This is a genomic window from Gottfriedia luciferensis (assembly GCF_002156865.1).
Taxonomy (GTDB): domain Bacteria; phylum Bacillota; class Bacilli; order Bacillales; family Bacillaceae_G; genus Gottfriedia; species Gottfriedia luciferensis.
In genome coordinates this window covers 23,581-47,498 of the sequence record NZ_NCTA01000010.1, presented here as the reverse complement: position 1 = coordinate 47,498, position 23,918 = coordinate 23,581, and the positions used below count along the sequence as shown (strand labels likewise).

Annotated in this window: 28 protein-coding genes; 7 read left to right on the top strand and 21 right to left on the bottom strand. The window is 32.6% G+C overall.

What is annotated here, in order from left to right; genetic code table 11:
* Position 1: 1 nt before the first annotated feature.
* On the bottom strand, positions 2–742 hold the full coding sequence (locus B7R67_RS09515; RefSeq protein WP_088069824.1) for an alpha/beta hydrolase: 741 nt from the start codon (positions 740–742) through the stop codon (positions 2–4).
* Between the two features lie 292 nt (positions 743–1,034).
* Between B7R67_RS09515 and B7R67_RS09510 the strand changes: the two genes are divergently transcribed.
* Positions 1,035–1,526, top strand: coding sequence for a DinB family protein (locus B7R67_RS09510; protein WP_088069822.1), 492 nt, complete (start codon positions 1,035–1,037; stop codon positions 1,524–1,526).
* 84 nt (positions 1,527–1,610) lie between these two features.
* Here B7R67_RS09510 and secG read toward each other — a convergent pair whose 3' ends face one another.
* The 3 genes from secG to B7R67_RS09495 all read right to left on the bottom strand — a co-directional run bounded on the left by secG (position 1,611) and on the right by B7R67_RS09495 (position 3,069).
* Positions 1,611–1,844, bottom strand: a complete 234-nt coding sequence (secG, locus tag B7R67_RS09505; RefSeq protein ID WP_025569105.1) for a preprotein translocase subunit SecG — start codon at positions 1,842–1,844, stop codon at positions 1,611–1,613.
* A gap of 81 nt (positions 1,845–1,925) precedes the next feature.
* Positions 1,926–2,855 carry an alpha/beta fold hydrolase gene (locus B7R67_RS09500; RefSeq protein ID WP_088069820.1) on the bottom strand — a complete coding sequence of 310 codons (930 nt, stop codon included), beginning with the start codon at positions 2,853–2,855 and terminating at the stop codon, positions 1,926–1,928.
* On the bottom strand, positions 2,848–3,069 hold the full coding sequence (locus B7R67_RS09495) for a hypothetical protein (RefSeq protein ID WP_088069818.1): 222 nt from the start codon (positions 3,067–3,069) through the stop codon (positions 2,848–2,850). The genes B7R67_RS09500 and B7R67_RS09495 overlap by 8 nt, the downstream gene beginning before the upstream one ends.
* Positions 3,070–3,226: 157 nt before the next feature.
* Between B7R67_RS09495 and B7R67_RS09490 the strand changes: the two genes are divergently transcribed.
* Positions 3,227–3,805 (top strand): hypothetical protein, encoded by a 579-nt coding sequence (locus B7R67_RS09490; protein WP_088069816.1) that lies wholly within the window; start codon positions 3,227–3,229, stop codon positions 3,803–3,805.
* 20 nt (positions 3,806–3,825) lie between these two features.
* Here the strand turns inward: B7R67_RS09490 and B7R67_RS22085 are convergent, their stop codons facing one another.
* On the bottom strand, positions 3,826–3,984 hold the full coding sequence (locus B7R67_RS22085) for a hypothetical protein (protein ID WP_158095060.1): 159 nt from the start codon (positions 3,982–3,984) through the stop codon (positions 3,826–3,828).
* Positions 3,985–4,132: 148 nt separating this feature from the next.
* The gene (locus tag B7R67_RS09485; protein ID WP_142289534.1) at positions 4,133–4,363 is read right to left on the bottom strand and encodes a hypothetical protein; all 231 of its coding nucleotides are present in this window, start codon (positions 4,361–4,363) and stop codon (positions 4,133–4,135) included.
* A gap of 586 nt (positions 4,364–4,949) precedes the next feature.
* Here B7R67_RS09485 and B7R67_RS09480 point away from each other — a divergent pair.
* The 4 genes from B7R67_RS09480 to B7R67_RS09465 are packed head-to-tail and all read left to right on the top strand — an operon-like array spanning position 4,950 to position 6,323.
* Positions 4,950–5,525 carry a sigma-70 family RNA polymerase sigma factor gene (locus tag B7R67_RS09480; protein WP_088069812.1) on the top strand — a complete coding sequence of 192 codons (576 nt, stop codon included), beginning with the start codon at positions 4,950–4,952 and terminating at the stop codon, positions 5,523–5,525.
* A 17-nt stretch (positions 5,526–5,542) separates the two neighbouring features.
* Positions 5,543–5,743 carry a hypothetical protein gene (locus B7R67_RS09475; RefSeq protein WP_088069810.1) on the top strand — a complete coding sequence of 67 codons (201 nt, stop codon included), beginning with the start codon at positions 5,543–5,545 and terminating at the stop codon, positions 5,741–5,743.
* A gap of 25 nt (positions 5,744–5,768) precedes the next feature.
* A complete protein-coding gene (locus B7R67_RS09470; protein ID WP_088069809.1) occupies positions 5,769–5,918 on the top strand; it encodes a YvrJ family protein in 150 nt (49 codons plus the stop codon).
* A 3-nt stretch (positions 5,919–5,921) separates the two neighbouring features.
* The gene (locus B7R67_RS09465; RefSeq protein WP_088069807.1) at positions 5,922–6,323 is read left to right on the top strand and encodes a hypothetical protein; all 402 of its coding nucleotides are present in this window, start codon (positions 5,922–5,924) and stop codon (positions 6,321–6,323) included.
* Between the two features lie 255 nt (positions 6,324–6,578).
* On the opposite strand, the gene B7R67_RS09460 is transcribed toward B7R67_RS09465, so the two are convergent.
* From B7R67_RS09460 to rpoN, 12 genes are all read right to left on the bottom strand, one after another.
* Positions 6,579–6,764, bottom strand: coding sequence for a hypothetical protein (locus B7R67_RS09460; RefSeq protein WP_088069805.1), 186 nt, complete (start codon positions 6,762–6,764; stop codon positions 6,579–6,581).
* A complete protein-coding gene (locus tag B7R67_RS09455) occupies positions 6,754–7,080 on the bottom strand; it encodes a hypothetical protein (RefSeq protein WP_088069803.1) in 327 nt (108 codons plus the stop codon). The genes B7R67_RS09460 and B7R67_RS09455 overlap by 11 nt, the downstream gene beginning before the upstream one ends.
* 120 nt (positions 7,081–7,200) lie before the next feature.
* Complete coding sequence (locus B7R67_RS09450) at positions 7,201–7,602, bottom strand: hypothetical protein (protein ID WP_088069801.1); 402 nt, start codon at positions 7,600–7,602, stop codon at positions 7,201–7,203.
* Positions 7,603–7,774: 172 nt separating this feature from the next.
* A complete protein-coding gene (locus B7R67_RS09445) occupies positions 7,775–9,016 on the bottom strand; it encodes an MFS transporter (RefSeq protein ID WP_088069799.1) in 1,242 nt (413 codons plus the stop codon).
* A 392-nt stretch (positions 9,017–9,408) separates the two neighbouring features.
* Positions 9,409–10,704 carry a phosphopyruvate hydratase gene (gene eno / locus B7R67_RS09440; RefSeq protein WP_088069797.1) on the bottom strand — a complete coding sequence of 432 codons (1,296 nt, stop codon included), beginning with the start codon at positions 10,702–10,704 and terminating at the stop codon, positions 9,409–9,411.
* A gap of 63 nt (positions 10,705–10,767) precedes the next feature.
* The gene (gene gpmI / locus B7R67_RS09435) at positions 10,768–12,300 is read right to left on the bottom strand and encodes a 2,3-bisphosphoglycerate-independent phosphoglycerate mutase (protein ID WP_088069795.1); all 1,533 of its coding nucleotides are present in this window, start codon (positions 12,298–12,300) and stop codon (positions 10,768–10,770) included.
* Positions 12,300–13,055, bottom strand: a complete 756-nt coding sequence (gene tpiA / locus B7R67_RS09430; RefSeq protein WP_088069793.1) for a triose-phosphate isomerase — start codon at positions 13,053–13,055, stop codon at positions 12,300–12,302. The genes gpmI and tpiA overlap by 1 nt, the downstream gene beginning before the upstream one ends.
* Before the next feature lie 79 nt (positions 13,056–13,134).
* A complete protein-coding gene (locus B7R67_RS09425) occupies positions 13,135–14,316 on the bottom strand; it encodes a phosphoglycerate kinase (RefSeq protein ID WP_088069791.1) in 1,182 nt (393 codons plus the stop codon).
* Between the two features lie 239 nt (positions 14,317–14,555).
* Entirely contained in the window at positions 14,556–15,563 is a 1,008-nt protein-coding gene (gene gap / locus B7R67_RS09420; RefSeq protein WP_088069789.1) for a type I glyceraldehyde-3-phosphate dehydrogenase, read from the bottom strand.
* Positions 15,564–15,604: 41 nt separating this feature from the next.
* Positions 15,605–16,633 carry a sugar-binding transcriptional regulator gene (locus B7R67_RS09415; protein WP_088069787.1) on the bottom strand — a complete coding sequence of 343 codons (1,029 nt, stop codon included), beginning with the start codon at positions 16,631–16,633 and terminating at the stop codon, positions 15,605–15,607.
* Between the two features lie 193 nt (positions 16,634–16,826).
* Positions 16,827–17,066: a glutaredoxin family protein gene (locus tag B7R67_RS09410; protein WP_407920388.1), complete on the bottom strand. Its 240-nt coding sequence runs from the start codon at positions 17,064–17,066 to the stop codon at positions 16,827–16,829.
* Between the two features lie 10 nt (positions 17,067–17,076).
* Positions 17,077–18,378 (bottom strand): RNA polymerase factor sigma-54, encoded by a 1,302-nt coding sequence (gene rpoN / locus B7R67_RS09405; protein ID WP_088069785.1) that lies wholly within the window; start codon positions 18,376–18,378, stop codon positions 17,077–17,079.
* Positions 18,379–18,526: 148 nt separating this feature from the next.
* Between rpoN and B7R67_RS09400 the strand changes: the two genes are divergently transcribed.
* The gene (locus B7R67_RS09400; protein WP_088069783.1) at positions 18,527–21,238 is read left to right on the top strand and encodes a sigma 54-interacting transcriptional regulator; all 2,712 of its coding nucleotides are present in this window, start codon (positions 18,527–18,529) and stop codon (positions 21,236–21,238) included.
* A gap of 74 nt (positions 21,239–21,312) precedes the next feature.
* Here the strand turns inward: B7R67_RS09400 and chbG are convergent, their stop codons facing one another.
* The 3 genes from chbG to B7R67_RS09385 all read right to left on the bottom strand — a co-directional run bounded on the left by chbG (position 21,313) and on the right by B7R67_RS09385 (position 23,897).
* Complete coding sequence (chbG, locus tag B7R67_RS09395) at positions 21,313–22,029, bottom strand: chitin disaccharide deacetylase (RefSeq protein WP_088069781.1); 717 nt, start codon at positions 22,027–22,029, stop codon at positions 21,313–21,315.
* 78 nt (positions 22,030–22,107) lie between these two features.
* Complete coding sequence (locus B7R67_RS09390; protein ID WP_088069779.1) at positions 22,108–23,445, bottom strand: 6-phospho-beta-glucosidase; 1,338 nt, start codon at positions 23,443–23,445, stop codon at positions 22,108–22,110.
* A 131-nt stretch (positions 23,446–23,576) separates the two neighbouring features.
* Complete coding sequence (locus B7R67_RS09385) at positions 23,577–23,897, bottom strand: PTS lactose/cellobiose transporter subunit IIA (RefSeq protein WP_088069778.1); 321 nt, start codon at positions 23,895–23,897, stop codon at positions 23,577–23,579.
* Positions 23,898–23,918: the final 21 nt, after the last annotated feature.

The window sequence follows — 23,918 nt, the reverse complement described above, 5'->3', positions numbered from 1 at the left end:
TCTACCATTCCAATTCATTTAGAAATGCTAGTACATCTTCATGAAGCGTATCTCTTTCTGGTCCAAGCGTAATAACATGTGTTGAATTTTCATACCATTTTAATTTTTTTTGATCAGATTGCACTTCATTAAAAATAATATTCGCACTGTCCGTATTAATCATCTCATCTACTGTAGATTGGACAACAAATGTAGGAGCATAAACTGTATCAACATTTTCACGAACTTCTTTAATTAAACCTTGAAGGGCCTTTAATGTATTCATAGGTGATTTTTTAAAATCTTCCATTTCTACTTCAATTTGCTCAGGCGATTTTCCTTCACGTTTTTTAAACTCTTTCGCATAAGCAAGAACTCCTTCGTACATCACTTCTTCACTTTTTATGTACATTGGCGAACACATTGTGACAATACCATTCAATGGAACAGTATAACCTAGCTTTAATGCAAATACTCCTCCTAGAGATAAACCAACTGCAGCAATTTTTTGATGGCCTTTATCTTTTAAAAGCTGATAAGCCTCCATCACATCTTGCCACCAGTCTTCTGGCCCAGTATGTACAAGTTCATCTGGTGGAACTCCATGTCCTTTATAATGAGGTGCATGACAAGTATATCCTTGTTTTTCTAAAAAACGACCAAGCATGCGAACATCAGCAGAATGACCTGTAAAACCATGTAATAATAAAACTGCGCGATCTCCACCTTCAAAAGTAAATGGCTTCGGCATTGTTACTTTCATATATACTCACTCCAAAACTTTTCTATCCTATTTTTCTTTCGTTACCTTTATATTACCTATAAACAGTTTCAAACATTTAAGTAATTAATCGTCATTTTCTCATTCACTTTTTTATCTATATCCAGTTTAATGGATCAATAATAAGATTTGACTTAATATACGTAAAGAAATTGTTCTTTTATTTTACCTTTCATTTCAAAGATTTACCAATAAACAGTTTTTTTAATTCACACGTTATGATTTAATAATAAATGTGGCCATAATATTGTTTGTACTCAGAAGGAGGATGACTATGTTTATTAATGTTGAAGAATTTATTACTGAATGGAAGTTTGAAGAAGCAAACACAATCAAATTGCTAAATGCTATGACAGATGAATCACTTGATCAATCAATCGGTGAAGATTTTAGCTCTTTAGGAGAATTAGCTTGGCATCTTACTACAGCAATTAAAGCAATCGTCTCCCAATCAGGTTTACAATTCGAAGCACCTATGAGTAAAGAAGATATGCCTGCAACTGCAAAAGAACTTGCTGAAAAATACGCTCAAGCAAGTAAATCAATGATTGAAGCAGCACAAGCTGAATGGAAAGAAAAAGACTTAAAACAAATTATTAATGCGTTTGGATTCCTTGATATGCCGATCTTTGCATTACTTCGCATGGCGATTCAACACCAAACTCACCACCGTGGTCAAATGACTGTGCTAATGAGACAGGCAGGACTAGCAGTGCCTGGTATGTATGGTCCGAGTAAAGAAGAATGGGCTGCAATGAAACGATAAATACTTACTGAGACAACCTGAATTTGGTTGTCTTTTTTAATTTTCGCCAAAAATAAAAAAGCCACCGAATAGGTAGCTAGTTTATCACAGTTTAAAGTAAGTTACAGCAATTGTTAAAATGAAGAATAATACTGCTACAACAACTGTTATTCGTTGTAAAACTAATTCAAAACCGCGAGCTTTTTGTTTCCCAAACAGCTGCTCAGCGCCACCAGAAATCGCACCTGATAGGCCGTTACTTTTACTTGATTGAAGTAGTACAAGAACAATCATAAGTACTGAAACAATAATTAATAGTACAGATAAAAACGTATGCATTTCTTCACCTCCACAGTACAACACTGTTACTTCCTATTTTACTATGAAGAATACTATACTTCAACAAGAGAGTACAACCCTTCAATGATTTAATATAGCTTCTTCAATCCAAGCTTTTACATCTTGATGAACTTCATCTTTATTCGTTTCATGAAGCATCTCATGTCGGCCTTCATCGTATAGTTTCATTTTTACATTTGTACAACCTATCTCTTTATATAGCTCATAAACTTTCTTAACTCCATCACCATTTGATCCAACCGGATCCTTGCTTCCTGAAAAAATGTAAATTGGAAGTGAAGTCGGCGTTTTCTTTATCTCTTTTTTATTATGTATAATACCGATTCCTTTTAACAGTTCACGGTAAAAACTAGAAGAACAGATAAAACCGCAAAATGGATCTTTAATATAACGTTCAATTTCAGCATCATCTCTTGTTAACCAGTCATATCTTGTTTTAGGAAACTTAAAATGATTATTGAAATTACCAAAAGTTAAAAAATCTAATATTTTACTTCTTTTATTAGCACCGATTAAAAAAGCTTCTGCACTAGATATAAAGACGCCCATTTTCCTTAAGATACCAGGATCGTATCCAGTCCCTGATAAAACTAATCCGTCATATAATCCGCCATCTAATTGAACAACGCGCCTGCTCAAATAAGATCCCATACTATGACCGAATAGGATAAGAGGTAAATCAGTTAATTCTTTTTTGATTATTTTACTAATAAAATTAATATCTTTCGCGACATCATCCCATTCTATCTCTTCACCAAAGAAACCTAAATCATCTTCAATCATCGCCGTTTTCCCATGTCCTCTTTGATCATGTATATAAACTGCAAATTGATTATGAACTAAATACTCAATAAATTTCTCATAGGCTCCGCCATGCTCTGCCATTCCATGTACGATTTGAATGACAGCAATCGGTTCTGCTGGAATATATTTTCGTAAATAAATTTTCGTTCGATCTTCCGCCGAAATTAATCCTTCCCAATTATTCATTTTTATGCCCCTTCATCTCATATGTTGTAAAAGATACGAATAAGAAAAAACAAATAAAATAGATTATTTCTAATCGTATGTTTTGAAAAGTAAATTCATCACCTAGTAATCCCCAAAAAACAAGTACTATTGAAATTATAACAATAATAAATGGAAGTAAATATGTTTTAATAGTATACCAAATATAATCTTTTAAGTATTCGAAAAAACTCATAATTATCCTCCCAACTATTTGTCACTCTTTTCTTATTTAAATATTAGTTCAAAAACTCTAATTTTTAATGTTTATTTTTAAAAGTTTATTGTCAATTTGATGAACTATTTTTGTCTAATACGCTTGATCATAAAACATTTTGAATGGAGGATTCGTAATGAAAAGAGGTTTCCAAACTATTTTATCTATTACTTATTCTATTTGCATGCTTGTCCTATTTATCATTTTTTTCATAAAAGATGACACTTACAGATATCCAATTGCATTAGGTAGTGTTGTAGTTGCTCTCGTTCCACTTATATTAGATAAGTTTTTTAAAATCCGCTTTAAATTATCGATTATCATTTCATATTTTGCATTTTTAATTGGTTCACAATGCCTCGGCTCAATGCTTAAATTTTATTCATTAGGTTGGTGGGATTCATTTTTGCATTTTTTAAGTGGCGTTTTAGTCGCATTTTTAGCAATTGATTTAATGGAAAAATTAACAACTGAAAAATCAAGAAGTGAAATGTCACCTTTCTTCATTTTCATTTTTATATTTGCTTTCGGAGTATTTTGTGGAACACTATGGGAAATTTGGGAATTTAGTGGAGATCATTTATTAGGAAGCACTATGCAAGGTGGAGGAAACTTTGATACAATGACCGATTTAATAGCCGATACAATTGGAGCATTTATTATCGCCGTTTGGTTTGCTAGAAAATCAAACGTAAAAACGAAAGAGAAGGTTTGATTCCTTCTCTTTTTTTAATATTACTCTTCATGGTCCCATACATTGTAAGCTAGACTATATAGTTCTTTTTGACTATTATATTGATTACTTCCTTTACTTTTTACGTAATGATATATTCCATTCGTATCTTGTTCAAGTGCTTTTGCCGTATCAAATAACATCATGAGTAAAGTGTTCATTTTCTCTGTAATAAATTTACCACTATTATATCAACAGAATAGGAATAAACTGATTTTTCAGAGGTAATTCGTACTTTAGACCCGGATTAATTTGCTTGGGCTTATACGAAAAAAGAGAAGGTATTTAGATCCCCTCCTCTCATTTATTCTATTTTGTACCTTTACTGCGTTCGTTAAAGGCTTTTACTTCACTTTCGAAAATAATTTTCTCTCGTTTTTTCTCTGCTTGTTTCTGTTCTTCTTTATAGCGTTCCTCAGCATTAAGCGAAGAAAAAAAGATAATCCCAATTGGAATAGCTAAAAACATCATACATACAGCAATACTCAGCATTACTGTTTGAAACTCTCTGTTCTGCAATAACTTTTTAAATCGCTTCATCACTAGTTGATAGCCTCCTCATTAACGGAATTAAAGATTAGTAATTGTTTCACTATTATTCCCATTGTATTAAGCTATGTATTCTACAATTTTTAGTTAAAGTCCCTCTTAAATATGACTTTAAATCTATTATGAATTGTTTCGGATTGTTTGTTGTTATTTAATACGTAAAAAAACAATTAGATTATGAGCGAAAAATACACATAATTTGGAGGCTGTCTAGTATTGTGAAGTTCATATAATATTACTATTTTCACATAAATAATATATTCAAATCATTTATTAAATCTTTTAAATGTTACAATCGTTTTATTCTCCTAGGAAACTCTATGTTTATAGTTTATGATCCTCGTTATTTAGATTTTATGGCTGTTAACCTCTTATATGGATTAACTTATTAATCCTCTCAATTCTTTTTAAAATTCGCCATTTTTTACATTTATTGAGATTCAAAATTAATCATATTATTTTTTCCAATATAATTTTTGTTATATATGTGAATCATTTTCAATTTGGTTTAAATCTAACTTATTAAGACCACTTATATTATTAATATCAATGTAGCCTAAGGAGGTCAGGGTTCTTTATGGATTCAAATCAAAAAAAGGTTAGCATGTATTTGGATAATTTAGAGAAAAGCAAAAGATTTATAATCGAAAAATTTCTTGAAGACCAAAATAATTTGATTTTGTTTGAATCATATTTAGAGCAACCAGATTTAGAGAAACAAAAGTTGATAGACACGTCTTTTAAAAAATTTTTATTTGAATTTAGAAAAAAAAGTTTCTTTAAAAGTTTAATACGATTTAAATCCATAGATTTTGATAAGCATTTAAATAAGCATAATAAACGAAATATCTTAACATTAGATTCACCTATTAACTCTACAACAAAGAATAATCTTACAAATAAAGAATTAATAGTAAGTGAAACTACTACTTTTTATAGTAAGTTGGATCCCTTTGAAGAAATAGATAACGATCAATTGAAAAAGGCTATAAAAACTCTAACATCTAAACAACGCTTAATTATCAAATTAATCTATTTTTATAATTTTACACAAACGGAAGTTGCCTTATTAATTGATACTAGTCCTCAAAATGTAAATAAAATTCACAAAAAAGCTATTGAACAAATCAAGTCTAAATTCAAATATGAATAAATTGGAGGTCTACAATTATGAAAAATGACGATGATTTTCAGTCACTATTGAATGATTTCAATGTGATTATTAATAAAAATGTAAGGAAAGTAACTCCTATCAATCAAGATGATTTATCTCAAGAAATAAAAATTTTAATGTATGAGAAGTTTTTAAATATTAATAATATAATCGCTGAGCCACCTGGCTTTTTTGATTTTATAAAAAACAATAACTAAGAAAAAGAGTATTGGAGTGCTTAATTTGCCAGATATTATTTCTTTCATAAATAATTTAGGGTTTCCTATAGCTATAATATTTTATTTACTTTATAGATTTGAAAAAAAATTAGAATATTTGACTCAATCAATCCAACAACTAACAGATACAATAAATAAAAATTTAGGAGAATAAATAATGGAAATTGAAAAAAGAAGTGTATTTAAAATATTCCCTCCAGTTTACCTTAACTATGTGGATATCCAAGAAATATACCATATCTTTATTAGGCAACCCTTTAATACAAGAGATATTGTTAAAGATACTGAATCGTTTGGGGAAGAAAGAACTTTAAAAATCTTATCACAATTAATCGGCGCAAAATGTAATTTTACAATGTTTCAAGAGTTAAAGTTATTTAATATTGAAGGGATCACTACAATTTTTTATTACTCACTAAAAGAATCAAATATTCTTGAGAAATTAAAGTTTTTAAAGAGGAATGGCAAACTTAAGTTTTGCTTGTACGTTTATAAAAATGAAAATGAATATAATAAATCTGAATTCGAACAATCTATTAAACTAGCATTTATAAAATAATAAAATTCATTGTAGATAAAAAGTTTAATCTGTATAAATATGGATTAAGCTTTTTTATATTTCATAAAAAATTATTATGAGTCATTTTTGAAATCATTATTGAAATACTGCTTCAACAACATTTTTTACATCGTTATGCATAGTTTTACTTGGGCTTAATTCAAATAATTCCTTTTTACCGCATACGCTAATTACTTTAACTTTAATAATAGAATTCTGCTGTGATATTAATATTGTACTTATTAATTTACATCCTTAAGTTAATGAAAACTTTTCTATTATAAAAATTAAACAATTATTTATTTCAATTCTTTCTAAAATCTTAAACTTAATTCCCCTTAAATTTTCGATTATTTTATTTTGCTCAATATCCTTAATTTCAATTTGAGTTTCGTAATCTTTCTCAAATTTTTTCTTTTCTATCACTCCTTCAACCAGCAAATATTTCTTCAACAATACTTATTACATCAGTATGAATTTTTGAATATGAACCTAAATCAAGAAATTCACTAAGTTTCCCTCCAGCAGTTATTATTCTTACTTTCATCATTCCATCTTGCTCATAAATAATGACTGTTGTTGCTAATTTACACCCTAAGGCTAAAGTATATTTTTCAATAACAAGATATAAACTATTATTTAATTCAACTTGTTCGAGAATTTCATACTTTTTTTCTTTCAACTCTTTAATTACTCTATTAATTTCAATATCTTTAATAGAGTAATCAGCTATGAAATCTTTTTCATATTTTTTCAACTCTATCACTCCTTTTTAGTAAATTTCACTTTAATTTTACCTTATATTACTAACTCAAATTTAATGGATAAGTTACAAAAAGATGTCATTGAAATTTATCAATGACATCTTTTAACTAATTTAAATAAATTGTGCTGTTTGTTTTGTAGTATAGCTCCACATGTTACCAGATGCTGAACCTGTAAACGTCTTATAGATTGCTGTTTTTATTCTTAAATATTTGTAAGTCCCGCTTTTAAGTTTTGACATATTTGATACAAAATTAGCTTTTTCTAAAGCACTTTTAACTCCATCAGCTATGCCAATTAACGCTATCGTGACACCTGCTATTGCACAAATAATCGGTCCTATAAATAATCCTATTATTGTTAAAACAATTCCGGCACCACCTAGACTAATACAAGTTACAATATCCTTATACCCACCCGAATTTTTAGCAATAAACTCATCATTTAATTGTTTGTACGTTTTGTCGACATTACTTAAATTTTCAACAAAAACTGCTTGTCCTACTACTGGCATTCTAATTACTCTCCTTCAAAATTTATTTTATATTTCAAAACATCAATTACCGGTAAAATTGTGTTTGTATATATAAGTGAAGAATCTAATAGATTTTTAAACTTTATTAAAAATTTAATACTCCAAAATAAAAAACCTGATTATTAAAAAATAATCAGGTTTTTTATTACTATCATGATTTCGCTTCTACTAAAACATTTTTCATTAATTTGAACATCGGAATCATAATGATTATTCCAACGATAAATAGACAGGCTGAAAATTGGTAAATAGAGAATAAAGAAAATTGTTCTTTTAGGACTCCTGATAAGCTCATTGTAATAACCATCGAGCCCATAAATAATGGTGTTAAAATTCCGTTCACTCTTCCAACAAACTTTTCTTCCGTATTTTTCAAGATAATCGTATTAATACCTATATGCAATGCTGGCATAAATAAACCGATAAAAAATTCAGCAACAAGAGTGAGCCAGAATAGTTCGGACCAACCAATTACGAAGATTCCGATCGCATTTACTGCCATACCGATTAATAATAATACATGTGGCGCAAGTTTATTCGAAATGAACATAATGACACCACCACCAATAATCATAGCCGCTCCGTTTGCTGCGAATAACCACTGTAAATAATCTTTGTCTAGCCCTAGTCGTTCTGTTACAAGAAAAATTGCTAAAGGATGAATTAGTCCAATGCCTAACCCCGCAGCCGCAAATACTCCACCTAAAAGTACAAGAATTTTTCGTGACCACACATACTGAAAGCCTAACTTCATCTCTTCCCATACTGATGACGTTTGATCATTTTTTTCTTCCTCTTGATCTTTTGGTAGCTTTGTTAATACGAAAGCTGACAAAAGAAAAGCCACTCCTACGATTCCCATCGAAACGTACATTCCAGCTTGTTGAAAAACAAATGTACCTAAAATAGGACCTAAAATCATAAATATTGCCATCATTGTTTGAAATAGTGACATTCCAGCCTGCATTTGCTCCATTGGAACATGTACTTTAAATAACTTCATATTAGAAGGCTGAGAGAACTGTGATAAAATTGCTGAAACTAAAGTAGCAAAAAATACGAACTTCCAAGTTCCATATAGTAGTGCAAGCAAAATAACAAATATAGATGCTGCACTTAAAAGATCGCACCATATCATTGTACGTTTTGGTTTCCAACGATCTGCGAAAGTCCCACCGATAAATGAAAAAATAAATATCGGTGCAAATTCAGCAACTGAAATTAACGATACTGCCGTAGCATCCCCATTCGTCTTTTCTACTACAAATAATAAAATTGCAAAATTTCGAACCCATATTCCGATCTGAATAAACAAGCCTGCTGAAAGAATCGTCTGGATGAAACGATTTTTTAACAAAGAAGCCATTGATGGACTTGAAGTAGTTGTTGACATTATTTCCTCCTTTTAATCAAATATTTACGTATCAAAAACTTATATAAAAAATTTTATAGCTACTCTGAAAAAAGAGAACCGCTTTTACAGAACATACATTCTTATTTTATCATTAAATTCCTTTAATAATCAATCTGTTTTTACTTTAAATAATTTACTTTTAATTCTTATTTGGTTTTCAGACAAATAAAAAAGAGAAGGTAATGAACCCTCTCTTCTTAATTACTATAATGGATTATGTTTTTTTAGAAAGAAGGTGACGATCCTTCTCTCTTTTTTTAAGTCTATAATGGATTATGTTTTTATAAGAGAAGGTGACGATCCTTCTCTTTATAATGTCTATAATGGATTATATTTTTGTTTGTTTTGTTAATGCACTTGTTTTGATTAAATTATTTTCTTAAGTTGTAGAACGATTTTAAACCTTGGTATACTGCGCTTTCGCCTAACTCATCTTCAATACGTAATAATTGGTTGTATTTAGCGATACGGTCTGTACGAGAAGCAGAACCAGTTTTAATTTGACCAGCATTTGTAGCAACTGCGATATCAGCAATTGTGCTATCTTCAGTTTCACCAGAACGGTGTGATACTACTGCTGTGTAACCAGCACGTTTAGCCATTTCGATTGCATCGAAAGTTTCAGTAAGTGTTCCGATTTGGTTAACTTTGATAAGGATTGAGTTAGAGATACCTTTTTCAATACCTTCAGATAATTTTTTAGTGTTTGTAACGAATAAGTCGTCACCAACTAATTGAACTCGTTTGCCTAAACGATCTGTTAATAATTTGTGACCATCCCAATCATTTTCATCTAAGCCATCTTCAATTGAAAGAATTGGGAAATCATTGCAAAGTTGCTCGTAGAAGTCAACCATTTCTGCTGAAGATACGCCAGTGCGTCCTTCACCTGCAAGATCATATTTACCAGTTTCTTTGTTGTAGAATTCAGAAGAAGCAACGTCCATTCCTAAGAATACTTCTTCACCAGCTTTGTAACCAGCTTTATCAATAGCTTCCATGATTACTTCTAAAGCTTCACGGTTTGAACCAAGGTTTGGAGCGAATCCACCTTCGTCACCTACAGCTGTGTTTAAACCTTTTCCGTGTAAAACTGCTTTTAAGTTGTGGAAAATTTCAGTACCCATACGGATTGCTTCTTTAAAGCTGCTAGCACCTACAGGTAAGATCATGAACTCTTGGAAGTCTACGTTGTTATCAGCGTGAGAACCACCATTGATGATGTTCATCATTGGAACTGGTAATTGCTTCGCATTAAATCCACCAAGGTATTGGTATAAAGGTAAACCTAATTCATCAGCTGCTGCACGAGCTACTGCCATAGATACACCAAGAATTGCGTTAGCACCTAATTTTCCTTTGTTTTCAGTACCATCAAGTTCAATCATACGACGGTCGATTGATACTTGATCAGTTACTTCGTATCCAACGATTTCTTCAGCTAAAATATCATTTACGTTAGCTACAGCTTTCTCTACACCTTTTCCAAGGTAACGAGATTTGTCACCATCACGTAATTCAACTGCTTCATATTCACCAGTTGAAGCACCACTTGGTACTAATGCACGACCAAAGCCGCCATCTTCAGTATAAACTTCTACTTCTACAGTAGGGTTACCACGAGAATCTAATACTTCGCGAGCATAAACATCAATAATCATTGACATAATAAAATCTCTCCTTTTATTGCGATATACGCTTATTTAAAACTTTATATATTAACTGTTCACTTATTTAATAAGTGATTTACCAGTCATTTCTTTTGGTTGCTCTACGTTTAATAAAGCAAGAACCGTTGGAGCTAAATCACCTAAAATTCCATCTTCACGTAACGTAATGCCTTCTTCTGTTAAGATAACAGGAACAGGATTCGTTGTGTGAGCTGTCATAGGTTCACCCTCTGGTGTAATCTCTTCATCAGCATTACCATGGTCAGCAGTGATGATTGCTTTTCCACCTTTTGCAATAATTGCATCTACTACTTCACCTAAACATTCGTCAACCGCTTCAATTGCTTTAATTGTTGGCTCAAGTTTACCTGAATGTCCTACCATATCTGGATTTGCGAAGTTTAAGATGATTACATCATGCTTGTCTGCTGCTATTTCTTTCAATAAAGCATCCTTAACCTCATAAGCACTCATTTCAGGTTTTAAATCGTAAGTTGCAACTTTTGGCGAGTTGATTAAAATACGTTCTTCACCTGGGAATTGCGCTTCACGGCCACCACTAAAGAAAAATGTAACGTGTGGATATTTTTCCGTCTCAGCAATACGTAACTGTTTTAGGTTATTTTGAGCAAGCACTTCACCTAAAGTGTTATCTAAGTTTGTTGGCTTAAATGCAACATAACCTTGAACTGTCTCACTAAAATGAGTTAAACAAACAAAGTGAACATTTTTCGGGAACTTACTTCCTCGATCAAAGTCACGGAAATCTTCATTAGTAAATACATTTGAAATTTGAATTGCACGGTCAGGTCGGAAGTTATAGAAGATAATCGAATCTTCATCACCAATTGTAGCAACCGGTTTACCATCTTCTTTTACCATTACTGAAGGTAAAACGAATTCGTCATGGATTCCATTCGCATACGAATCTTCAATTAATTCAGTTGGATTTGAATAAGTTGGCCCTTCACCATAAACCATTGCACAATAACATTTTTCTACACGGTCCCAGCGCTTGTCTCGGTCCATGGAATAGTATCGGCCAGAAATTGTTGCAAACTCTCCGACACCATATTCTTTAAATTTTTCTTCTGTTTGATCAATATACTTTTTAGCTGTTGTTGGACCTACATCTCTTCCATCTAAGAATGCATGAACATAAACTTTCTTCATGCCTTCTTCAGCAGCTAATTTTAATAAAGCAAACATGTGATTAATATGACTGTGTATACCACCATCAGACAATAGTCCGAAAATATGTAATGCTTTATCCTTTTCTTTTGCACTTTTTATTGCATCGATGAATGTATCATTTTTTTCGAATTCACCTTCGCGAATTGCTTTGTTAACACGTGTTAAACTTTGATAAACAATTCGTCCAGCCCCGATATTTAAATGACCTACTTCGGAATTTCCCATTTGACCTTCAGGAAGACCTACTGCTTCACCACATGCAGTTAGTTGTGCATGCGGATATTTATTCCAATATCTATCATAATTTGGTTTCTTTGCTTGTGCAACAGCATTTCCAAATGTTTCTTCTCGTAAACCAAATCCATCAAGGATAATTAACGCTACTGGTTGTTTACTCATTACTTAACAGCCTCCAGTAATGCAAGGAAAGAAGCTGGTTCTAAACTCGCCCCACCAACTAACGCACCGTCGATATCAGGTTGAGCCATATACTCTTTAATATTTTCAGGTTTTACACTACCGCCGTATTGTACACGTACAGATTCTGCAACAGTTTCATCATAAAGACTTGCTACAACATCACGTACAAATTTACATGAATCTTGAGCATCTTTTTCAGTTGCAGATTTACCTGTACCAATAGCCCAAATTGGTTCATATGCAATAACTAAATTTTTCACTTGCTCATCAGTTAAACCAGCAAGATCTGCTGTTAATTGAGTACGAATAACATCCTCAAATTTGCCGCCTTCACGTTCCTCTAGTGTTTCACCACAGCAAAGAATCGGTGTAAGACCATGTTCGAACGCTTTTTTAGTTTTGCTATTAATAAATTCATCAGTTTCGCCATAATATTCACGACGCTCAGAATGTCCAATAATAGCATAAGTTACACCTAAGTCTTTAAGTGCTACTGGGCTAATTTCTCCAGTATAAGCACCACTATCTTTATCACTTACGTTTTGAGAACCGATTTTTAATTCAGTTCCTTTCACAGCATATAACATAGGTGCAAGAAATAATGCAGAAGCACAAACAGCTGAATCTACTTTATCTGATGCTGGAATGTTATTTTTTACTTCTTCAACGAATGTCATCGCTTCGTTTAGCGTTTTATTCATTTTCCAGTTACCTGCGATAATTGGTTTACGCATGTAAAACACCTTCCTTACAATTGGTAGGTTATAAAATCCTACTCTATTTCAATTACTATTAAATGTAAAGCTATTAAGCTTATTTATCGTTTAAAAGTGCTACTCCAGGAAGCTCTTTACCTTCCATAAATTCTAATGAAGCACCACCACCAGTAGAAATATGGCTCATTTTATCAGCTAAACCGAATTTTTCAGCTGCTGCTGCTGAGTCCCCACCACCGATAATTGAGTAAGCATCTGAATCCGCTAAAGCTTGTGCTACCCCTTTAGTACCTTGTGCAAATTTATCAATTTCGAATACACCCATTGGTCCATTCCAAATAACTAATTTAGAGTTTTTGATTACATCTGCATAGAGTGCAGTTGTTTTTGGTCCAATATCAAGTGCTTCCCAATCTGCAGGAATACGATCAATGTCAACCTCTTGTGTATTTGCATCTTCACCAAATTTATCTGCAATAATTGCATCAATCGGCATATAGAATTTAACACCTTTTGCTTCCGCTTTTTGCATAAATTCATTTGCTAAATCAATTTTGTCTTCTTCTAAAAGAGATTTACCAATTTCATACCCTTTTGCTTTTAAGAAAGTATAAGCTAGTCCGCCGCCAATAATTAGGTTATCAACTTTTTCTAATAAGTTTTCAATTACACCAATTTTATCGCGAACTTTTGCTCCACCAATAATAGCTGTAAATGGTCGTTCTGGATTAGAAAGTGCTTTACCTAAAACATTAATTTCTTTTTCCATTAAGAAACCTGCTACAGCTGGGATATGTTTAGCAATACCAGCAGTTGTTGCATGCGCACGGTGAGCAGCACCAAATGCATCATTTACAAATACGTCTGCAAGTGCAGCAAATTCTTTAGCTAATGCTTCATCATTTTTCTCTTCGCCAGGATAGAAACGAACATTTTCTAATAATAAAACATCGCCTTCGTTCATTTTATTAATTTCTTCTTGAACTTTTGGTCCATATGCTTCATCAGTTTTAATAACGTTTTTTCCTAACTTTTCGCTTAAACGTTTTGCAACAGCATTTAAACGCAAATCTTCATTTACTTGTCCTTTTGGACGACCTAAATGAGAAGCTAAAATAACTTTTGCTCCGTTTTCTATTAAATACTGAATCGTAGGAAGTGCAGCACGAATACGTGTATCATCTGTTACTTCACCATTTGCCATTGGTACGTTAAAATCCACACGGCAAAATACGCGTTTCCCCTTTACATCAATGTCATGTAATGACTTTTTGTTCATAGTAGGTGCCTCCAGTAATGTTAATATTCATACATGTTCAATTCCACTTATCGATCCGTTTCATTTCGAAGTCGCATCTATTCTGTGATATTGTCACCGCAATTTTAACAGATTATGTATATCAATTGGAATTTATTTCTAGAGTATTTTTAAAAATATGTTGGATTTGTGTCTTAAAGGTTTAATATCAAATAAAAGAGGGGAGGAAAAACCCCTCACCCTCATATTAATTTTGCTTATTATAGACCTTTAGAAGCGATGTGAGCTACTAAGTCAACTACACGAGTTGAGTAACCAGTTTCATTATCGTACCAAGAAAGGATTTTAACCATGTTACCTTCCATAGTCATTGTAGATAATGCATCGATTGTAGAAGAATTTGTGCATCCATTATAGTCGATTGATACTAATGGCTCTTCAGAGTATCCTAAGATACCTTTTAATTCGCCTTCAGAAGCAGCTTTAAATGCAGCATTTACTTCTTCAGCTGTAACTTCAGTATTTAATTCTACTACTAAGTCAACTAGAGATACGTTAGCAGTTGGTACACGTACAGCACCACCGTTTAATTTACCTTTTAATTGAGGTAATACTAATGAAACAGCTTTAGCAGCACCAGTAGTTGTTGGAATCATGCTCATTGCAGCAGCACGTGCACGACGTAAATCTTTATGTGGTAAATCTAGAATTTGTTGGTCATTTGTGTAAGAGTGAACAGTTGTCATCATACCGCGTTTGATACCAAATTTTTCGTCTAATACTTTAGCAAATGGAGCTAAACAGTTAGTTGTACAAGATGCATTAGAAATTACATTGTGGCTAGCTGCATCGTATTTATCATCATTTACACCCATAACGATCGTGATATCTTCATTTGAAGCTGGTGCAGAGATGATTACTTTTTTAACTGATCCACCCAAATGTTTTTCAGCATCTTTTTTATCTGTGAAACGACCAGTAGATTCTACAACAACTTCTACTCCGTAATCGCTCCAAGGTAATACTGCTGGGTCACGCTCAGCAATAACTTTAATTTCACTACCGTTAACAACGATTGAATCACCATTTACTGATACATCAGCGTTTACTGAACCGTGAACTGAATCATATTTTAATAAGTGAGCTAAAGTTTTAGCGTCTGTTAAGTCGTTAATTGCTACAACCTCTACGTTAGGGTTGTTTAAAGCTGCGCGGAAAACCATACGTCCGATACGTCCAAATCCATTAATACCAATTTTAGTTGCCATTTTTAATTTCCTCCTTTTAATAGGTAGAAGCTTTTTTATTTTTAAAGGGTACATCCTTTAATTAACTCTTTTGCTGCGCCTTCGTCTGTGACAAGGATGTTTACATGCCCTTTCTTTAAGAAAGATGCCATTGCTTTTGCTTTAGAAGATCCTCCAGCTACTGCTAATATATAAGGAATATTCTCTAATTCGTTCAGTTGTAAACCAATTGTTCTTACTCTGTAAACAACTTCACCATTTTCATTAAAGTAATATCCAAATGCTTCGCCAACAGCTTCAGATTCGACTAAGGTTTCTAATTGTTCTGAAGAAGATTGCCTTCGTTTAGCCATCGTAAATGCTTCTCCAATTCCATGTACGACAATTGATGATGATCGAATTAAATTTAGAACCTCTTTTACTCTTGGTTCTTCCATCATTGTGAGATAAGCTTCCTCACTTAGTTCGTCAGGTAAATGAAGTAAACGATAATTACCTTTTGCCATTTCAGCCATTTTGGCGCAAATCGTATTTGCTTGATTTCTTACCTCTTCACCTAAACCGCCTCTTGCTGGAACAAATAAGGGATTTAGATCTTTCGAGTCATCATTCATCATTTCAGCTACTGCAGCTAAAGTTGAACCACCAGTAACAGCAACAATATTATTTGTTTCTATCCTCTGGTTTATACAATTGACAGCCGCTCGACCCATCTCCTTTTTTACCCAATCAAGTTCATCACTATCACCAGAAACTACGATTACTTCCTTCAGATTAAACATATCTTTAAGTAAGTCCTCGATATTTTTCAGGCCGAATAGTTCTCGCATTGGTTCTTCTAGGTCTAGAAGTAAGCTTAATCCTTCATCTGTTAACGTCATTCCCGAAGAAGCGACGCTGATTAATCTTTGCTCTTTTAAAAGAGCAACTTCTGATCTAAGCACTCGTTCGGTTAACCCTACACTAGCAGACAAATTCCTGCGCCCTATCGGTTGCATAATCCGTATATATTGTAGGATCTGAAACCTTTTTTGAATAACTGGAATTAGATCAGGTAATAATTTGTGTTGTAGCTTTAAAATGTGGTTCATTTCTATCTCCTCTTTCACAGAGTATTCATCCGGGCTCATTTTTGTCCCACTATGACATATTATGTCCCGCTTGTATCAAAAAAATTACAGCGTTTTTCAACGTTGTTTTTTTTCACAAGATTTACTCCAGAAATGAAATATCCCCTGCTACATTTACATTGTAACAGGGTCATTCCATTCTTTCAACTGATAACTACCCATTTAATGCATTTATTATGTCAATTCTATGAATTTTACCGTAAGCAACAGTTTCTCCATTGATTTGAATTACGGGGATCATGAGTTGATATTCCTCTAATAATGCATCATCAGAGTAAATATCGATTTCTGTTACATCGATTTCATATTCCAATTGAACTGAACGAATTGCTTCCTTTGCTTCATCACACAATCCGCATTTCTCTTTCGTATATAAAGTTAACTTAATCGACATCCATTTCTCCTTAACTAAAGCGCTTTCGTTTTGATGAACCAGGAATTCTAAGTATATCTCTATACTTAGCGACTGTTCTTCTAGAAATTTCCACTCCATGTTTTTGTGCTAATAATTCAACTATTTTTTGATCTGATAAAGGTTTTTCTTTGTTTTCTCCGTCCACTAGTTGCTTTATGAAAACTTGCACACTCGTTGAAGCAAGCTCCTCACCATCTGCACTTACGCCTTGATGGAAAAACTTCTTCATTTCAAATAAACCAAAAGGTGTCTGTACGTATTTATTTTTACAAGTACGACTAATTGTTGACTCATGTAGCGATAGTTCTTCTGCAATTTCTTTTAATGTTAGCGTTTTTAAATTTGCAGGACCTTTTTCAAAAAATGCTATTTGCTTGCGAAGAATACAATTCATAACTGATAACATTGTTGATTTTCGCTCTTCTAAACTTTTCATTAACCAGTTTACTTGCGTATTTTTATCTTTTAAATAAGCAGAAACTTCCTTCTCATGTTTGCCATTTAAAATGGAAGAATATTCGTTAAGTACCTTTAAACGCGGCATAATCTTATCATTAATTAGTACTACAAATTCTTCACCGATTTTTTCGACAGTTAAATCTGGTGCTACATAATTTACTTGTTCTTGAAAATAATTTAAGCCTGGTCTAGGTTGCAGCGTTAAAATCAAATCAATTTCTTTTTGTAAATCAGGTAAACTAACCTTAAGTTTTTTCGCTATTTCTTTCCAATTTTTATTAACAAATAAATCAAAATAGCCTTTAATGATTTGCTTCGCAATTGTTGTATCCGTTTCGAGCCTATTTAGTTGAATTAGTAAGCATTCCTTAACAGATCTAGCTCCAACTCCTGCAGGTTCAAAATTTTGAAGAGTTTCAATACAGATTTGTAATTGAACATTTGAAACATTTAATTCATGTAGTAGCTCTTCATCGGATTCCATTAAAAATCCATTTTTATCTAGATTATATATTAAATATTTTATAATTTTATATTCCTCATTTTCAATTTTCAACTCATTTAATTGACTAATAAGGTCCTCTTGTAAGGTTTCCGTTCTCCGTGTGTATAACTCCATTCCTTGTCCGTTGGAAGTAGTTTGCTGTTTAATCTTTGAAGAAGAGAAATCATTATAAGGAGTTTCAACTTCAATTAATGGATTTTCTAATGATTGCTCAAATAAAAAATCTGTAAGCTCTTGGGCATTAAATTGAAGCATTGTAATGGCTTGTCGCAGTTCCTGAGTCATCGCAAGTTTCAATGATTGTTTTTGCATTAAATTCATTTCCATACTACTTCACTCCCTTATTACTATTTTACTCGATATTTAACTTTTTCATAGTACTTAACGAATTGTTTATAAAATTAAAATATAGTGAAAACGTTTACTTTTTCCTGTATAGTAAAAGTATACAACTCTTTATATCAGGTGGGCTATTATGAATAGAAAGAACCAAATTTATGAAGTTTTTGTTCAAAATAATGAACAAGGTTTTACTGCCATTGAGATCGCTCAAAGATTAAATTTAGATCGGGCAAACGTTAGCAGTGATTTAAATAAACTAGTTAAAGAGGAATTACTATCCAAAACAAATTCAAGGCCTGTCGTTTTCAAACTTCCATCGAACACTATACAAACTCATCATCAAACAAATCGTTCTCAAACAAATCCGGTAAGTACAGAACATAAGTATGAATATTTTTATGAAGAAAACATTAGTTTAAGACCTGCAATCGAAAAAGCTAGATCTGCAATTTTATATCCACCTCATGGAATGCATACTCTAATACTTGGAGAAACTGGTGTAGGTAAATCAGCTTTTGCTGCAAGAATGCATGAATTTGCGATTAGCTCAAATATCTTAAGTAAGGATTCACCTTTTATTATCTTTAACTGTGCAGACTATGCAAATAATCCTCAGCTATTATTAGGTCAGCTATTCGGTGTTAGAAAAGGTGCATATACAGGCGCTACTGAACAAAAAGGATTACTCGAAAAAGCAAATAACGGGATATTATTTTTAGATGAGGTTCATCGTCTTACACCCGAAGGTCAAGAAATGTTATTTACATTCATTGATTATAAGTTGTATAGACGACTAGGAGAGACTGAAAATGAGCGAACTTCGAATGTTCTTATCATTTCTGCAACAACCGAAGACCCAGGATCAACTTTATTATCCACATTCACACGTCGAATTCCTATGGTTATTACGTTACCTGCTTTAAGGGATCGAACATATGAAGAGAGATTAACTCTGATTAAACGGTTTTTTACTGAAGAAAGCCTTCGTCTAGGAAAAGAAATCGTAGTAAGCGCAAATACTATTCGCTCGTTTCTTTTTTATCCGTGTCAAAACAATATCGGTCAGCTTAAAGCTGATATCCAATTAGCTTGCGCAAAAGCCTATGCAGATTATATTACTAATAAGCATGATAAGATTCGGATTTATAGTACTGATTTAAATTGGTATGTTAAAGAAGGCTTATTTATCGAGAAAAAGGTAAAGCATTCTATTACTCTATTAAATGAGCATTTCGAATTTTCACCAACTAAAGGTATAATCAGTAATCCACAAATGGAAAATATATCGGATACAATTTATGACCGAATTGACACGAAATATGAAGAACTAACACAACGTGGCGTTGCTCAGGACGAGTTATCTTTACTAATGGAAAATGATATTGAAAGTTATTTCACGCATTATTTAACTTCTATTAATCGAAAACTATCCAGTAAAGAAAATGTCCAAAAAATCATTAAGCCTGAAATCGTTACATTAAGTGAGAAGGTACTGAAATTAGCAGAAGAAAAATTAAATAAAAAGTTTAATGAAAAAATACTAGTAGCTATTAGCTTGCACATACAAACGCTATTACAACGTATTCAGTCAAACAAAAAAATCTATCATCCAAATATAACTCAAATTCGAGATCAATATAAAAACGAGTTTTCAGTTTCAATTGAATGTGTGAAAATGATTGAAGACTTTTCTAATGTATCAATTCCATTTGATGAAGTAGCGTTTATTACGATGTTTTTTGTTTACGGAGATGAAGATTTCAAGGTAATCAATTCAAATGTTAAAGTAATAGTATTAGCTCATGGCAATGGTATTGCTAGAGAAATGGCAAACGTGACGAATGAATTACTAGAAAACGAAGAAGTAATTGGAATTGATATGCCATTAAGTGAACCACCTCAAGAATTTTTAATTCGTGTGAAAGACTATATCAAATCATTGGGTAAACTAAATGGAATTCTCCTTTGTATTGATATGGGTTCATTAGCTTATATAGGAGATATAATAGAAGCCGAATTTTCTATTCCTGTACGTGTGATTCAAATGGTAAGTACAGCACATGTAATTGAAGCCTCTCGAAAAGCGACACTAGGCTATAATTTAGATGAGCTTTATCAAGATGTTAAGAATCTTACTACTTTCTTTATTAATTCTCATTCTAATAAAAAGAAACAAGCCGAATTTAATCGTTCAGTTATTTTAACTGCATGTCTGACTGGTCAAGGAAGTGCAATAGCCATTAAAAATATACTAGCGAATAACTTGGTCTATGATAAAGAGATGCTTGAAATCGTTCCAATTAGCCTTTTAAATAAAAAAGAATTACAAAAAATGTTAAATGATATTTCGAAAGAACGAAGTATCGTTTGCATCGTTTCTAATTTCGAAATAAACGTACCTTTCAATACATTCCACTTACAAGATGTACTAAATATGAAGGCTACTAAAACAATTCAAGAACTAATAACTTATGAAGAAACTTATTTAAAAATGGCTGAAACATTACAAGATACGATTTCTTTAAAGGATGCTAAAAAAGTAATTAGTGTGATTAGACGTTCATTAAATGATATCCAATTACAAACAAATAGATTTTTCAAAAATGAAGATTTAATGGGAATTGTCCTTCATATGAGTTGCATGATCAATCGTATTCAAAACGAAGAGCCATTGATACCTTTTAAAGACAAAGAAAACAAAATAAATAATGACTATATGCTTTATTTAAAAATGAAAAAAATATTACAACAAATTGAGGATGCATGTGACATTATCATACCTGATGATGAAATATGTTATTTAATGGAGTTTTATTCTCGAAACGAAGTACCTATTACTGAATAATAAATAACCAGAGCAAAATCAAAAAAGCCAGTTTCTTCAACGCTTAGAAGAAACCGGCTTTTTTTCATTCATGTTTAATATTTTACTAACTGAACACCCTCTGGAAGTTTTGCATTCGTTAAAATGTCTAGTTCTGTTAAACGTTCAAAGCAGTAAGAAGTTCCATTCTTCAAATGGTTATCGATTAGTGCGGGATGCACCATAATTTCCACTGACTCTGCACCTTTATTTATTCTCTCTTTAATTGTCTCGAAATAGTTTAAAGGAATGTCACTTCCATAAAAATCAGTTAATAATTGATCAGTAAAAGGTGTTATACCATCTATTTGGTGGTTTTCAGAAATGCGCACTGGTAATTCATACTTTTGAGATAGTTTCGCTATAACGGGTTGTAGAATCGGTAGCATATGTATGTGGTGATGGCTATCTAGATGTGTAGGCTTCAAATCAAACGATAAGAACTTCTGAATCTGTGCATCCCACTCTTTTTCAACTTCATCTAGATTGACTGTTGGCTGATTACTCCAAAAACTTTGTTTATGAAAAACGCCATTTTCATCTACAATCGTTTCTAAATCGGCTAATACAGGCTTACCAGCTGTTAATACAAGATGAACTCCTAAACCTAATGTTGGATATGCTTTTGCTAATTCAACTCCATGCTCAACAGCAAACATATTCATCATCATAGTTGCTGAATTAACGATTCCATTTATATGAGCTTCTATAATTCCGTAATTTACACCTTTTGAATATCCATAATCATCAGCGTTTACAATTAGCTTCGTCATCTATATCTCCCCTTTTATTTTAGTAGATGAAGAAAAGGATGTACTCATACTTAGAGCTACATCCCTCTCTTAATTAATTTAGTTTGCTACTACTTTTTCATTCTTAAAAAATTGAGGTAAATGCTCTCTATGAGCTTCTAACATTTCATCTAGAATTTCTTTTGCTAAATGATCCGATCCTACTAATGGATTGATACACATTGCAAGCAATGCTGTTTTATAATCACCTGTTACACCAGCTTCTGCAGCAACTCGTTCAAAGGATTTAATTTGTTGAACTAATCCGCGAACTGCAATTGGTAAATCCCCCATTGAAAGTGGTTTTGGACCATCTTTTGTAATAACAGAACTTACTTCAACTGCACAGTCATCTGGAATCGATGCAATAGCGCCATTATTCATTGTATTAACTGGTTGAATATCACCTTTATTGTTATATAGAGAAGAAATTAGTCGACAAGCTGCATCACTATAATAAGCTCCTCCACGTTTTTCTAATTGTGGTGGCTTAATATTTAAATTAGGATCTTTATATAATTCAAATAGTGCTTCCTCTAATTTTTTTACGACTTCAGCACGAGTACCGTCTTTTTTCGCTGCTTCTAATTCTTCTTCTAACATTGCTTTCGATTGATAGTAGTAACGATGGTACGGACATGGAATCGCACCTAAAGCTTCAATAAAATCAGGATTCCAATCCATTGCTTTAATATTTTGCATCGTCATACTTTCAGCAGGGCGTGCAAACTCACTTACAACACGACTTGTTACATCTTCACCATCTAATAATACTTTCGTTCCGTAAACCATATGATTTAATCCCATAAAATCAATATGAACACGTTCTGGCTCAACTCCTAAACCTTTGGCGATATTCATATGAATATGAATTGGAACATTACATAAACCAACCACTTTACGGAAGTTTGTATAGCGCAAAATCGCCTCAGTTAAAATACCAGTTGGATTCGTAAAGTTAACTAACCATGCATTCGGACATAGCTCTTCCATATCTTTCACGACATCTAATATAACTGGAATTGTACGAAGTGCTTTAAATAATCCACCAGGACCATTAGTCTCCTGTCCTATTACACCGTATTTTAAAGGGATGCGCTCATCTTTCATACGAGCTTCTAGTAAGCCAACGCGGAATTGAGTTGTAACAAAATCAGCATCTTTCAGAGCAGCGCGTCGATCAAGTGTTAAGTTGATTTCCATCGGTACTCCTGCTTTTTCTACCATACGTTTAGCAAGGTTCCCTACAATCTCAAGTTTCTCTTTACCTTCTTCAATATCTACAAGCCATAATTCTCTTACAGGTAGTTCATCATATCGTTTAATAAATCCTTCAACCAACTCTGGAGTATAACTTGAACCGCCACCAATTGTTGCTATTTTAATACCGTTTCTCATCCTCTTCACTCCTTATATTTTTAAGTTCTGCTAAAAAAGATTTGTTAAAAAAACGTAGTGTTCTATACAAGCTCTTTAAGAAGAAAAGTAGCTTGGATATTCAAAACTACTTTTCTATTATTCTTTCTATTTTATTTGTTTAGTTTTTCATGTAAGTAAATGATTTCTGTTACTAAATCTCTCATTGTTAATGCATTCATTAAATGATCTTGGGCATGAATTAATAAGATACTTAATTCAACTTTCTCTCCTCTTGCTTCGCCTTGGATTAGTGAAGTTTGTGCATGATGAGCAAGGTTCAATTCTTCCTTTGCTTCTTCAATCTTACTATGTGCTTCTTCTAAATTTCCTTGACGAGCAGCTTGCATCGCTTCCATTAATGAGCTTTTTGCATTTCCTGCGTGTAAGATTAACTGAAATGCTGTTTGCTCGATCGTCACTACAGTACTCATTTCGTATCCTCCTCAAACTGC